At 36.5% G+C, this 14,348-nt stretch carries 14 protein-coding genes; 9 read left to right on the plus strand and 5 right to left on the minus strand.

Features of this window, described 5'->3' with window-relative positions; genetic code table 11:
- Position 1: 1 nt before the first annotated feature.
- Positions 2-2,389 (minus strand): 3-hydroxyacyl-CoA dehydrogenase/enoyl-CoA hydratase family protein, encoded by a 2,388-nt coding sequence (locus D8M06_RS04190; RefSeq protein WP_121203117.1) that lies wholly within the window; start codon positions 2,387-2,389, stop codon positions 2-4.
- Between the two features lie 266 nt (positions 2,390-2,655).
- Here D8M06_RS04190 and D8M06_RS04195 point away from each other — a divergent pair, with 266 nt between their 5' ends.
- A complete protein-coding gene (locus tag D8M06_RS04195) occupies positions 2,656-3,402 on the plus strand; it encodes an NADPH-dependent oxidoreductase (RefSeq protein WP_121203118.1) in 747 nt (248 codons plus the stop codon).
- Positions 3,403-3,613: 211 nt separating this feature from the next.
- On the opposite strand, the gene D8M06_RS04200 is transcribed toward D8M06_RS04195, so the two are convergent.
- The 4 genes from D8M06_RS04200 to D8M06_RS04215 form a co-directional block, all read right to left on the minus strand.
- A complete protein-coding gene (locus D8M06_RS04200; protein WP_121203119.1) occupies positions 3,614-4,429 on the minus strand; it encodes a ZIP family metal transporter in 816 nt (271 codons plus the stop codon).
- A gap of 340 nt (positions 4,430-4,769) precedes the next feature.
- Entirely contained in the window at positions 4,770-4,976 is a 207-nt protein-coding gene (copZ, locus tag D8M06_RS04205; protein ID WP_121203120.1) for a copper chaperone CopZ, read from the minus strand.
- A gap of 129 nt (positions 4,977-5,105) precedes the next feature.
- Positions 5,106-7,490, minus strand: a complete 2,385-nt coding sequence (locus D8M06_RS04210; RefSeq protein WP_121203121.1) for a heavy metal translocating P-type ATPase — start codon at positions 7,488-7,490, stop codon at positions 5,106-5,108.
- 26 nt (positions 7,491-7,516) lie between these two features.
- A complete protein-coding gene (locus D8M06_RS04215) occupies positions 7,517-7,819 on the minus strand; it encodes a metal-sensing transcriptional repressor (protein ID WP_121203122.1) in 303 nt (100 codons plus the stop codon).
- An 889-nt stretch (positions 7,820-8,708) separates the two neighbouring features.
- On the opposite strand from D8M06_RS04215, the gene D8M06_RS04220 reads away from it, so the two are divergent.
- The 8 genes from D8M06_RS04220 (at position 8,709) to D8M06_RS04255 (ending at position 14,305) form a co-directional block, all read left to right on the plus strand.
- Positions 8,709-9,662: a metal ABC transporter solute-binding protein, Zn/Mn family gene (locus tag D8M06_RS04220; protein ID WP_121203123.1), complete on the plus strand. Its 954-nt coding sequence runs from the start codon at positions 8,709-8,711 to the stop codon at positions 9,660-9,662.
- 36 nt (positions 9,663-9,698) lie between these two features.
- Entirely contained in the window at positions 9,699-10,454 is a 756-nt protein-coding gene (locus tag D8M06_RS04225) for a metal ABC transporter ATP-binding protein (RefSeq protein WP_121203124.1), read from the plus strand.
- A gap of 15 nt (positions 10,455-10,469) precedes the next feature.
- On the plus strand, positions 10,470-11,315 hold the full coding sequence (locus D8M06_RS04230) for a metal ABC transporter permease (protein WP_121203125.1): 846 nt from the start codon (positions 10,470-10,472) through the stop codon (positions 11,313-11,315).
- Positions 11,316-11,729 carry a Fur family transcriptional regulator gene (locus D8M06_RS04235; protein WP_121203126.1) on the plus strand — a complete coding sequence of 138 codons (414 nt, stop codon included), beginning with the start codon at positions 11,316-11,318 and terminating at the stop codon, positions 11,727-11,729. It abuts the gene before it with no gap.
- Positions 11,714-12,106, plus strand: a complete 393-nt coding sequence (gene crcB / locus D8M06_RS04240) for a fluoride efflux transporter CrcB (protein ID WP_121203127.1) — start codon at positions 11,714-11,716, stop codon at positions 12,104-12,106. The genes D8M06_RS04235 and crcB (D8M06_RS04240) overlap by 16 nt, the downstream gene beginning before the upstream one ends.
- Entirely contained in the window at positions 12,106-12,453 is a 348-nt protein-coding gene (gene crcB / locus D8M06_RS04245; protein ID WP_121203128.1) for a fluoride efflux transporter CrcB, read from the plus strand. Before crcB (D8M06_RS04240) ends, crcB (D8M06_RS04245) begins: the two co-directional genes overlap by 1 nt.
- 71 nt (positions 12,454-12,524) lie before the next feature.
- Entirely contained in the window at positions 12,525-13,790 is a 1,266-nt protein-coding gene (locus tag D8M06_RS04250) for an SH3 domain-containing protein (RefSeq protein WP_121203129.1), read from the plus strand.
- A gap of 86 nt (positions 13,791-13,876) precedes the next feature.
- Entirely contained in the window at positions 13,877-14,305 is a 429-nt protein-coding gene (locus D8M06_RS04255; protein ID WP_158591727.1) for an SH3 domain-containing protein, read from the plus strand.
- Positions 14,306-14,348: the final 43 nt, after the last annotated feature.

Consider the following 14,348-nt stretch of genomic DNA (forward strand, 5'->3'; position numbering starts at 1 on the left):
TTTAATTACGTAATGGCTTGCCTTTTATTAACATGTGTTGCATTCTTGCTTGTGTAAGTGGTTCACCAATTAAACTTAAGAATGCTTCTCTTTCTAAATCCAGCATGACTTGTTCATCTATTAATGAACCTTCTTTAATACGACCTCCACTTAGCACATATGCTAATTTTTCTGCAATTTTCAGATCATGATCTGATGCATATCCCCCATATTGTAGTGATTTTGCACCCATCAGCATAGCAGCATAACCAGCTTCTCCAACCACTGGAATTTTCTCAGGAGTTGGCTTTCGATAACCAGCTTTCGCAAGCGCCAATACCTTTTGTTTTGCATCATATAATAGATGGTCCGGATTGACAGATATACTATCTCCAGCACCTAAAAATCCATTTTCAAACCCTTCTGCAGCCGAAGTGGAAACTTTAGCTGTAGCAACTTTTTCAAAAACATCATTGGCTACTTTCGTTAAATCAAATTTAATTCCTTTAGGCAGATTGCGCAGTTCTTTCAAATAAAGCTCTTTGGTACCACCGCCGCCTGGGATAAGACCAACCCCTACTTCTACTAGTCCAATATAGGTTTCAGTGGATGCCTGAATGGCTGCAGCAGGTAAAGAAACTTCTGCCCCACCACCTAAAGTCATATTAAAAGCTGCAGTAACAACTGGTTTCTCCGAATACTTAATATTCATCGCCATATTTTGGAACTGACGAAAAACTAAGTCCAATTCATCAAAGTTTTCATCCTGTGCTTCCATTAACATTAATCCAACGTTTGCACCTACACAGAAATTTTTCCCTTGATTCCCAATAACAAGTCCTTCATAATTTTGGGCGACTTTATCAATCGCATAGTTAATCATTTGAATGGAATCTAATCCTAATGCGTTACTCTTGGAGTGGAACTCTAGAAGTGCAACGCCATCACCCATATCTATTAAACTAGCACCTGCATTCTTTTTAATAACACCATTTTTCTCTTTCAAACGCTTAATGTTTATTTCTTTTGGGTTAAAAGCTTGCTCCTTGTATTCACCTTGTTCATAGAAAAACACATTTCCGCTTTCTTCTTTATAAAAAGATTCATTACCATCCTCTAATAGATTAATAATCCATTTGGGTACCGTCTCTCCTTCATCCTGCATGCGAGCTACTGATTTTCTTAAACCGATGGCATCCCATGTTTCAAACGGACCAATTTCCCAGCCAAATCCCCATTTCATCGCTTGGTCAATGGCAACAATATCATCGGCAATTTCTCCAACTAACTCTGCGGAGTAAATTAAAGTTGGTTTAAGAACAGACCACACTAAGTCTGCCGCACGATCCCCTTTGGCATTTACAAGCGCTTTCAGTTTTCTGCGTGTGCCTTTTTCCTGTTTAACCATCTCCGTTGCTGCTGTTTTTAACTTCTTCCTTTCTTCATACTCTAGTGTTTCAGGATTTAATTCATAAATTGCTTTACCCTTTTTAACGAAAAAGCCTTGGCCACTCTTGGCACCAATCCAGCCATTCTCATTCATCTTCTTCATAAAGTCAGGTACTTCGAATACTTCTTTTTCTTCTCCGTCCACATTGTCATAAACATTGCCAGCTACATGGATAAATGTATCTAACCCAACAACATCTAATGTTCGGAACGTTGCACTTTTCGGACGGCCAATCATTGGACCAGTAACGGAATCTACTTCTCCGACACTATATCCGCCTTTTAGCATTTCTCTGACTGAAACAAGCAAGCCATAAGTTCCAATTCTATTTGCGATAAAATTCGGTGTATCTTTCGCTTCCACAACACCTTTTCCAAGAACATTCTCCCCAAACATTTTCATAAAGGAAAGAACTTCTGAATCTGTATATTTCGTTGGAATAATTTCTAATAATTTTAAGTATCTTGGTGGATTAAAAAAGTGTGTACCAAGAAAATGCTTTTTCAAATCATCAGAGCAATCTTCAATCATATCGTTAACAGATATACCTGAAGTATTGGAACTAACAATCGTTCCTTGTTTGCGGTGTTTGTCTATATTTGCATACACTTTTTTCTTAATATCTAAATTTTCAACAACGACTTCAATAATCCAGTCAACGTCTGCTAACTTCTCCATATCATCTTCCATGTTACCAACTTCTATTAAGTCAAGGCTTCTCTTTGTTGTAATTGGTGAAGGTTTGTGTTTAAGCAATGCTTTTTTACTTTGTAAAGCAATTCGGTTCCGTACACCAGGATGCTCTAAGGTAAGTCCATTTTTTTCCTCTGCTTTTGTCAATTCGTGTGGCACAATATCCAACATCAATACTGGTATACCTACATTTGCTAAGTGTGCCGCTATACTTGATCCCATAACTCCTGAACCTAAGACTGCAGCTTTTTTCACTTGGTACTTCATATTTCCTCCCCCTAACATTTTGAATGAATACTCATTCATTTTACACCCAAAAAATATAGATAGCTCGCTATCCCTCTATTTATACTATATAGTAATTTCTGACATTTCGCAATAAAAATAATTAATTTTTTTGGTTTTATTCTAGGTCTGCACACGAAAAATATAAAATTACAGCCATTTAAAGAAAATAATGTAAAAGTTTTGATTTTAAATATAAACTTCTGTAAGTTAAACAGTAGAAACATAGTACAGTCAGGAGGAATAACATGAATAAAGTCATAGACACATTACTCTCTCATCGTTCCTATCGATCTTACCAGGATAAACCTGTTAATGACAAGGAGTTAGATAAGATTATAGATGCAGTACAGGCAGCGCCAAATTGGATTAATGGACAACATACTACTATTATCGCCATTAGAGACCCAGAAAGAAAAAAGCGTTTAGCTGAGTTGTGCGGCAATCAAAAACATATTGATGAGGCACCGGTATTTCTTGTATTTTGTGCTGATTTTTATCGAACTTATCTAGCTAGCCAGATAGAAGACACTTCAGTCAAGGCATTGGAAGATATTGATACTCTCATTGTAGGTTCAACAGATGTTGGTATTTCGCTTGGTACAGCAGTCACAGCAGCTGAATCATTTGGCTTAGGAACGGTACCTATAGGTGGTATCCGCAGAAATTCTAAAGAAGTAATTAAAGAATTGAACTTACCATCTTATGTCATACCCATTTCTGGTTTATGTGTTGGATATCCAGAAAAAGACCCTGGTCAAAAACCAAGATTACCAAAAGAAGCCGTTTATCATGAAGAGAGATACAATCATGATTTAGGACCACTACTTGAAAATTATAATCAGACCTATGTAAATTACTTAAAAGAGAGAAGCTCCAACCAAAGACATAGTACGTGGACGAATCGAGTAGCAACCTTTTTCAGTAAAACCTATTATGAAGGCATTCCTGATATGCTAACTCAACAAAAATTTCCTGGAGGAAAAATGAAGTAAGTTTATACAAAGAATAAAAATACGTTTTTCTTGACTCTAGAAGAGGCTGGGATAGAGTCATAAGGATAAATCCGAAAGTGAACTTTGTAGTGAATTTACTCCGAAGTAACTGCACTTCTCATAGTTCTAATCCTTCCGTAAACTACTTTTGCCCCCAGCCTCTTTAGAGTAGTTTTTCATTTATTTTTATATTGATATTATATAAAACCTCTTAACCTAATGCCACATCAAGAATCATCATAACCGTAAAACCGATCATCACACTCATTGATGCTAAGTCCCTATTTCCTTCTTCATGTGAACCTGGGATTACCTCTTCTGCCACGACAAAGATCATCGCTCCAGCTGCAAAACTTAATGCATATGGTAATAATGGCTCCATCAAGGTAACAGCTAACACACCTATAACTGCTGATACGGGCTCCACCATTCCGGAAAATTGACCATAATAAAAACTCTTTCTTCTTGACATCCCAAGTTTTCTAAGCGGCATTGATACCGCAACACCTTCTGGGAAGTTTTGAATACCTATTCCAATGGTTAAGGCAATAGCACCAGCTAAAGACGCTTCGGGGAACCCATTAGCTAATGCACCGAAGGCAACACCTATCGCCAGCCCCTCCGGTATATTATGAAGAGTAATTGCTAGAACCAGCAGTGTACTACGTTTTCTGCGATTTGGCTGTATTCCCTCTGCTTCACTTATCGATGCATTTGGATGAAGATGAGGGAGTATCTTATCGATGCCCCATAAAAAGATACCACCTAACATAAATCCAACTGCTGCAGGTATCCACGCGGGGACACTACCTCCTTTAGCCATCTCTATTGCTGGTGAAAGCAATGACCAAAAACTTGCAGCAATCATTACTCCCCCAGCAAACCCCATCATTCCATCTAACAGCTTAACATTCACAGTTTTTGTCATAAATACTAAAGAAGCACCAAGTGCTGTCATTCCCCATGTAAATAATGTACCTATTAGTGCTTGTAGAAAAGGATCAAGAGATAAAAAATATTCAATCATCATAAGATCTCCTTACAGAAATAAAATTAAATGTTTCCCTAAGTAAACATTTTAAACCTAGGGAATGAATTAATCAATCCATTTCTTTTATTTCCTTATTTTTGTCATAATTTATGACTATTTTGGGAAATATTGTAGGTTATTATTATTATTCTGCCGAAGCGAATGTAAACTCTTAAAACGAGCAAGAGCATTACTAAAAGAATGTTTAATTACGTCGTATTTTCCACCACTCCCGACACAGACACAGTTTAAAAGCAGCTGAATTTACAGAAAGTATCGTATTTAAAAAGCTGATTCCCACTATGCAATGGAAATCAGCTATATTATCTAAGTAAAATTATGCTACTACATCATAGCCTTGATCTTCTACTGCTTCCTGTAACTGTTCTAAAGTAACTTTAGATTCGTCGTAAGAAACTTCTACTTTGCCAGTAGCTAAGTCAACTTCCACACCTGATACCCCAACAAGTTCATTCAGAGCACCTTCGACAGACATTTTGCAGTGACCACAAGTCATACCTTTTACATCCAATGTTGTTTTCATTAATAATTTCACCCCCTTTAAAGTTCCTTCCTGAAAATATATAGAACTGAATTAAGTTTTTATGGAAGTTTATCCCCCATTTCTTGTTGGTTCCCATTTACTCAAAATAAGGGATACGGATAAAAAAACTTATATTTTAACACGCTTCAATCGGAGCGAATTAGTAACAACACTTACGGAACTAAATGCCATTGCTGCACCCGCTATCCAAGGTGCCAATAATCCAAATGCTGCTATAGGAATACCCGCACTATTATAGGCGAAAGCCCAGAATAAGTTTTGGCGGATATTTTTAATTGTTGCCTTACTCATTTTTATTGCTTGTGGAATAAGAAGTAGTTCTCCGCCTAGTATCGTCACATCGGCTGCTTCAATGGCCACTTCTGTACCTGTTCCTATTGCAATACCAATATCTGCAATTGCTAATGCTGGAGCATCGTTTACTCCATCACCAACCATGGCAACTTTCTTTCCTTGCAATTGAATTTCTTTTACTTTTTCTGCTTTTTCTCCAGGAAGCACTTGAGCAATCACTTGATCAATACCAACTTGTTTGGCAATAGAATTTGCAGTACGCTCGTTATCCCCAGTTAACATAATAACTTCCAATCCAAGCTCTTTCAATTCTTTGATAGCATCAATGGCAGTGTCTTTTATCGTATCTGCAACTGCTACTATGCCTCGGTATTCTCCATTAATTGCAATTAACATTGCAGTTTTTCCATCCGTTTCAAAATCAACTAATTGCTGCTCTGCAATTTCAATATCTATTTGATGGTCATGCATTAATTTACGGTTACCAACAAGAATATGACTAGTAGAAATGGTTGCTTCAATACCATGACCCGGTATAGCAGAGAAATCATCCACATCTTTTAGTTCAATGTCCTTCTCCGTGGTATAAGCCACAATCGCTTCAGCTAATGGATGTTCGGATCCTTTTTCCGCACTTGCGAGTAACTGTAATGTTTCCTGATCACCTTCAAATTCGGTAACTTCTGGCTTCCCTTTCGTAATTGTCCCTGTTTTATCAAGAATAATCGCTTCTAATTCATGAGTTCTTTCAAGATGTTCTCCACCTTTAAAAAGAATTCCATTTTCTGCTGCTCGACCCGTCCCTACCATGATGGAAGTTGGAGTAGCTAAACCTAGTGCACAAGGACAAGCAATAACTAGTACGGCTATAGCTGTTACTAATGCCATTTCAAAGTTACCAGGTTGTACGAGTGTAATCCAGATAATAAAAGTTATAATCGCGAAGCCAACAACAATCGGAACGAAATAACCAGAAATCACGTCTGCCAAACGCTGAATTGGCGCCTTAGACCCTTGAGCATCTTCTACAACCTTAATAATAGATGCAAGTGCCGTGTCTTTACCTACCTTGGTTGCTTCCATCTGAATCGAGCCATTTTTGTTTAAAGTTGATCCAATCACCGTTGCGTCAACATTTTTTTCAATAGGTATTGATTCTCCAGTAATCATCGACTCATCAACAGAAGTACGCCCCTTCTTCACAATCCCATCAACAGGGATTTTCTCACCCGGTTTCACTAATAAATAGTCACCTACTGCAACGTCTTCAACTGGAATCATGACCTCTTCTCCATCTCGGAGAACGCGCGCTTCTTTCGCTTGTAAATTTAAAAGCTTTGATATAGCTAATGTAGTCTGTGATTTTGCACTTGTTTCTAAATATTTTCCAAATAATATTAACGTAATCAAAATGGCACTCGTTTCAAAATATAGATGTGGCATATATTCTGGATTGCCGATTGTTTTAAATGCTTCATAAAGACTATAAAAATAGGCAGCGCTAGTACCTAAAGCTACGAGAACATCCATATTTGCTCCGCCAGTGCGCAAGTTTTTATAGGCACCTACATAAAATTGCCATCCAATAATAAATTGTACAGGAGTTGCTAATAGAAATTGAAACCATGGATTCATAAAAATAGCTGGAATTTCCATTCCAAATAAATGAACGAGCATGGTGACTAATAGTGGTGCAGATAGAATAGCAGAGATCACTAGTTTTCTTTTCATTAATTGTACTTGTTTTTCTTTGTGTGACTTGTTCTCTTTACTATCTTCTTTTACCTTTGCATCATATCCAAGTTTTTGGATCTTATCGATGATTGCATCCACATTCATAAGTCCTGGATTATATTCTATGGATGCACTTTCAGTCGCTAAATTAACGTTGGCAACTTTTACGCCATTCTGCTTGTTTAACACCTTTTCTATTCGATTGGAACATGAAGCACAGGTCATTCCCATTACATCGAATTCTGTTTTTTCTGTTTGCACCCCATAACCAAGCTTTTCTATTTTTGCGGTTATATCCTCAAAGGAAGTTTTTTCTGGATCATATTCAACATTAGCTTTTTCCGTTGTTAAGTTTACTTGTGCTTCAACGCCATCCATTTTGTTTAAAACTTTTTCAATTCTGCTAGAGCAAGCAGCACAAGTCATTCCTGTGACACCGAGTGTGGTGTGCTTTTCTTCGCTCATTATAATGTCCCTCCCTTACCTGTTCGTTACTTAGAAAAACGTTTCATAACTTCCATTAATTCTTCGATGGCTTCATTGCCTTGGCCAGATGTTACAGCATCACTAACACAATGCTTCACATGTCGTTCAGCTACTTCAAAGCCTACCTTTTTTAGCGCTGCATTTATTGCGCTAATTTGAACCAATATATCTACACAATAACGATCCTCATCGACCATTTTTTGAATTCCTCTTACTTGACCCTCAATTCGCTTTAACCTATTTACAACTGCTTTCTTCTCCCCTTCTGTTCTAGGGGTAACCGGATGCTCATGTAAAAATTTATCCATTAAATTTCACTTCCTTTTATCTCCTATAACTATACTATACCCCCCTATAGTATAAAGTTCAACATATCTGCTTCCATTAAAGCAAAATTTTTTTCGGTACCCTCTTATGACTTCTATAATCACCATATAATAGAAATAGTTTTCTTTCAGTGATGATACTCACACTATTATTTTTCTAATTTTAAAGTTTTATTTAGTTTGTACTCTAAGGGATATTTTGCAGAAAATTTAGTGTCGTAATTTGTATAGACTTTGAATATCTTTAATTCAGAATAATGCTTAACACCCGCTACGGAAATACACTCCGCTTTCCGCGGGCGCTGCTGAGCCTACTCCGAGCTATCGCTCTCCGTAGTCTCACCTAGGCTTTTCATCCCGCAGGACAAGGAACGCTTCGGCAGGGTTACATCGCACGCAGAAAAAAGTGGTTTTCTTTTTTCAAGGAGTCTCCGTGTATTTCCTTCGCTAGTTTAGTGCTTTTTAACTTCCAATCGTGTTATAAAGGCTCTTAAATATAGCCACTACTATTAAGCAAGTTGATTGGAGCGGAGGGCAGTCGACTCCTGCGGGAAAAGAGGCCTAGATGAGACCCCGGAGTGCGATAGCACGAGGAGGCTCATCAGCCGCCCTAAGGTGCGCGACTGCCCGGAGCGGAAATCAACAATGCACCTTATTTCATATTTATTCTGAATTAAATAAATCAGGATTTTCTATCAACTACGAATCAATTTCATTCATAAGTTACGTACTTTTGTATCAAAAATATAATTTTGTTTAAAACAGCATTTTCAAAATATAATCCTTTTTCTAAATCGGAATCATTCCTATTTACAAATCGGAATCATTACGGTATGATATTACCAGTTTAATAATATAAATGAATATGGAGATGAAACAGTTGAGATTAATAAAATCTATTATTCTATTAGTACTTATTGGTATTATTACCGCCGGATGTACTGACGATACATTGGAACCTACTGAAACTACAGATGATTCTATACTTACCATTTATTCAACGGTGTACCCTATTCAATTTGCCATTGAAAAAATTGGTGGGGACACTGTAAATGCAAAAACTGTATACCCACCAGGAGTAGACGCGCATTCTTATGAACCAACTTCTAAGGAGATGACAACTATTGCTAAGGCAGATGCCTTTATTTATCTTGGAGCAGGCATGGAGGCTTTCGCAGAAACTGCTGCAGATGCTTTGGAAAATCAGGAGTTGGCACTGATTGAAATTGGTGAACACAAAGAACTTTTCCATATGGAAGAAGATGATGAGCACGAAGAAGATCATCACGAACATAATCATGGTGATAACGATCCACATATATGGATTGATCCAGAACGAATGCTTAAAATGTCGGAAATTATAAAAGATGAATTAGTTTCACTAAACCCAGAATCTGAAGCACTATACAATGAAAACTTTACTTCACTAAAAGAAGAATTAATAGCACTAGATAATAAATTTACGGAAATACTAAAAACAAAATCAAAGAAAGAAATTTTAGTAGCCCATGCTGCATATGGGTACTGGGAAGAGCGATACGGCATCCAGCAAATCGCAATAAGTGGACTATCATCAAGTAGTGAACCATCACAAAAGGAATTAACAGAAATTATTGATCAAGCAAAAAATCATAACTTGACGTATATTATTTTTGAACAAAACAGTAGTAATCGGGTCTCAGAGATTATTCAATCAGAGATTGGAGCGGAAGCATTAACCATTCATAACTTAGCTGTTCTTACTGACAAAGATATCAGCAACGATGAAGATTATTTTTCATTGATGGAAGAAAATATGACAGTATTGGATCAAGCAACAGAATAAACTGAAACAATAAAAGTTACCGATGGAGGTGAACGCATGAAAGAGTCTATCGTATCCATGAAAAATATAAGCTATGCTTACGAAAGAAAGGTTGTTTTAGACCATATTAATTTCGAAATCCCTCGTGGCTCATTTATGGGATTGGTAGGTCCAAATGGTGGTGGCAAAACTACTTTAATAAAATTATTACTAGGACTAATAAAACCAGATGGGGGCTCTATTGAAGTTTTCAACAAACCCATCGAGACATTTAAAGAACGTGAAAAGATTGGATTTGTGTCTCAAAAAGCCAATTCCTTTAATCGAGGATTTCCAGCTACTGTTTTTGAAGTTATATCAACAGGCCTTACTGCAAAAATTGGTTACTTTAAATTTTTCAATAAAAAGCATAAAGAAAAAATATTGGAAGCAATTGACCAGGTCGGAATGCTTGATTATGCTTATGAAAATATCGGAAATTTATCTGGCGGACAACAGCAACGTGTATTTATCGCAAGGGCACTTGTAAATGATCCTGAACTTCTCATACTGGACGAGCCAACAGTTGGTGTCGATTATGAAAATGTTAAACGTTTCTATGAGTTGCTTCACCAGCTCCATGATAATCGTGACATAACTCTATTATTAGTAACACATGATACAGGTGCAATAACTGAGCATGCCACCGATATTGTTTGTTTAAATAAAACATTACATTTTCACGGCAAACCGGAAGATTATTCATCATTATCTGAGAAAGATTTATCCCAATTTTATGGACATCCCGTTAACATCGTTACCCACAACCATTAGAGAGGAGGTATTGATATGGTAGCAGACTTTTTTCAATTTGACTTTTTGCGTTACACTTTTCTAACCGGATTACTTATCGGAATTATCGCCCCCCTACTTGGGACATTTATTGTAGTTCGAAGACTATCCTTAATAGCAGATGCTCTCTCTCATGTTACATTGGGCGGTATTGCTTTCGGTTTAATGATAGAGAAACTTTTACTAATTACATTCCCTCCTCTTTACAGTGGAATGATTTTTTCGGTTTTTGGTTCTGTGCTTATTGAAAAACTACGAAGTATATATAAAGCATATCAAGAGATTGCCATACCAATTATTTTATCAGGCGGTGTTGGCTTAAGTGTTATTTTCATTGCAATAGCAGATGGGTTTAATACAGATCTCTTTAATTATTTGTTTGGATCTGTATCTGCAGTAAGCCAAAATGACTTCTTTATGATTCTGTCTATTTCCATCTTCGTCATTCTTGTAGTAGCATTGTTTTATAAAGAATTATTTACATTATCTTTTGATGAAGAACATGCAACCATTTCTGGCATTCATTCCAAACGGATTCATTTATTATTTATCATTCTAACAGCACTTGTTATTGCAGCTTCCATTCGCATTGTTGGTGTATTGCTAGTTTCAGCACTGATGACACTTCCTGTTGCGGCTGCAATGAGACTTGCAAAAGGATTTAAGCAAATGATGGGACTTTCGATTCTCTTTGGGGAAATAGCGGTTATTGCTGGCTTAATTACCGGCTATTACTTGAACATCCCCCCGGGCGGTACTATTGTTATGGTAGCTATTATCATTCTATTAATATCTATAGGGATAAAGCAATTTAATTTTCGTAAAAAAGTGAGGGAAGCTTAAATGAACTTAAAGGAAGCAATGAATCTCTTAAAAGACAAAGGCTATAAAGCTACTGGAAAACGAAAAGATATTTTGGCTTATTTTGCGGACGTAGATGGGTACCGTACGGCAAAAGACCTCATTACTTATCTTGAAGATAATCATGAAGGAATTAGTTTTGATACAATTTATAGGAACCTACATTTATATAATGAAATGGGAATTTTAGAAACAACAGAATTAAATGGAGAAAGACATTTTCGAATGAATTGTACAACACACCACCATCATCATTTTATCTGTAATGAATGTGGCAAAACAAAAGAAATTGATGTCTGCCCAATGGATGAAGTCCAGCAGACTCTCGCAAACTATGCCATTGAAGGTCATAAATTTGAAATTTATGGATTGTGTCCAACATGTCAAAGCGTATAAATAATAAAATCTATATAGCGGTAGGGATTGGTGGAATGATAGGTGCAATCAGTCGTTACGGTGTCTCTACCGTTTTCTCTTCATTTGATTCTTTTCCTTTTGGTACACTTACAGCAAATCTGCTGGGGTGTTTCCTTCTCTCCTATTTATTAAATCAAAAACAACTGAAAAGGCTACTCTCTTTAGAAGTTAATATTGGACTTACAACTGGCATCATAGGTGCATTTACTACCTATTCTACTTTTGCTGTAGAAACACTAGAGCTTATGAAAAGAAGCGTGATCCTTGCTATCCTTTATATTCTTATTAGTATTTTAGGCGGACTGGCATTCTGTTATCTTGGTTTTCATGTAGCTAAAAGAAAGAAGGTTGCATGATGAATCTATTCCTTGTTGCAGTTGGGGGATTCCTTGGGAGTATTTCAAGGTTCTATATTTCCGAAAAAACACAGAAGCGGTTAATCGGAACCTGGCTAGCAAATATTACTGGTTCGGTGATATTAGCATTTGTTTATTATTTACATATAGATGGAAATCTTTCTGAAAAGATCTGGTTTTTCCTGGGAATTGGTTTCTGCGGAGCATTTACAACTTTCTCTACTTTTGGAAACGATACCTTGAGCTTAATCATAGATAACAAGTATAAAGAAGCAATTCAATACATTAGTACTACCCTACTTATTTCTTTAGCACTAGTTTTTCTTGTTTGGGCGAATTTTAATTAATACTTTTTACCCAACACACGTCTATTTTCTTGTATACTGTTTTTATATGATAGTAGAAAGGAGAATAGGGAATGAAAAGAAAAAAAGAATTAATCGTAGGGGCTGTTACTATAGCTGTATTTGCACTATTTATTTTCATCATGCAAAATAACTTCCAGACAAATGAAGACGCTGTTGCTGATGAGGGAAAAGAGAAAGAAACATATGTAGAGGAAGAAAGTGAACAAAAGGAAAAATCCGAGGAAGAGAAACTTTTATCGGAGAAAGAAACAAAGCCTGAAACGGAAAATGTAAAAGAGGACTCTTCCAAACGAGCGAAGGAAGATGAAGTAGAACTAGAACAGAAAGACAAAGACGATACAGATAATAATAATGATGATGATGACAAAACTGTTTCCTTTTCAAAAAAATACGTGAATGTTTCTACATTAAATGTTCGTTCCGGACCTGGAATAGAACATAGTGTCGTTGGTGTTGTTTCCGTGAATGATGAGATAGACGCTGCGGAAGAATCGCATTCCAATGGATGGGTACAGATATCTACTAATAATCTCAAAGGATATGTCAATGCAAAATACTTATCCACTGAAAAGTCAGTAGTAAAAAAACCTGCACCTACCAAAGAGAAAAAAGAAGAAGACTCTGAGAAAAAAGAAATAGTTAGTAAAGAGACAAATAAAGAAAATAAAAAGGAAGAAAAGAAAGATTCAACATCTGAACAAAAAGAAACTCCTCCTAAAAATGATGCAGAAAAATTAACGACAGTAGATGGGAATAATCAGCTTATTTTAGTAACTACAAATGGCTATGGTACTAGTTCTGCAAAAGTACAGACCTTCGAAAGAGATTCGTCTGGTAACTGGACACAAGTCTTAAATGTTAATGGATATATTGGAAAAAATGGTTTTGCAGATAATAAAGTCGAAGGAGATGGAAAAAGTCCAACTGGCAAGTATTCTATCGGTACAGCGTTTGGTCGCTCTGGTAATCCTGGGACCAAATTATCTTACAGAGCAATTTCTGCAGATGATGTTTGGGTGGATGACTCTAACTCTAAACTTTATAATACTTGGCAATCTAAAGAAGAAACCAGCGACCAGTGGGACAGTGCAGAAAATATGGATATTGATCTTTATACATATGGTTTTGTCATTAACTATAATACAGCTCAAACTCCCGGAAAAGGAAGCGCCATTTTCTTTCATATCGCAAACGGACATACACTGGGCTGTACAGGGGTCAGTCAGCAGAATGTCGTTTCTATATTAAAGTGGCTTGATCCAAGCAAAAATCCTGTAATCATTCAAACCCCAGAGAGTGGTCTTTCAAACTATTAATTTCTCAAGAGAGTTGGAGTTCGCTTCAACTCTCCTCGATTTTCATGTATAATATTCCTAGAATTAAAGATTTAGGAGAAGTGACAATGAATAGAAAAAAAGGTTTAATTTCTGTATTACTTATTATATTAGTTATTGCTTTCGTTGCTTTTGTCGCTGTCATGCAGCATAATTTCAAGAATCAGGACTTCGCTTCAGCCGAGACAAGTTCTAATGATGTATCCACAGAAAATACGGATACTGATGGGAAAGATGTCGAATTAGAAAATGAAAAAGAAGAAACTGCTGAAGATGAAGATATTTCAGAGGCTATGGTAACCACTCAATATGTTAGTGCTGACTTATTAAATGTACGAAGTGGACCAAGCACAGAAGACGAATTAGTTGCTACGTTGACATTAAATGATGAAGTAGAAGTGGAATATATCGAGGATGCCGATGACTGGGTTAAAATAACAACAGATGACATTACTGGATATGTTAATAGTGATTACTTATCAGATGAAGAGCAGTAAATATCATGTGAGTCTAAGAGAATACGTCTCTGGACTCACTATT

It is taken from the genome of Oceanobacillus halophilus (assembly GCF_003628505.1).
GTDB lineage: Bacteria > Bacillota > Bacilli > Bacillales > Amphibacillaceae > Oceanobacillus > Oceanobacillus halophilus.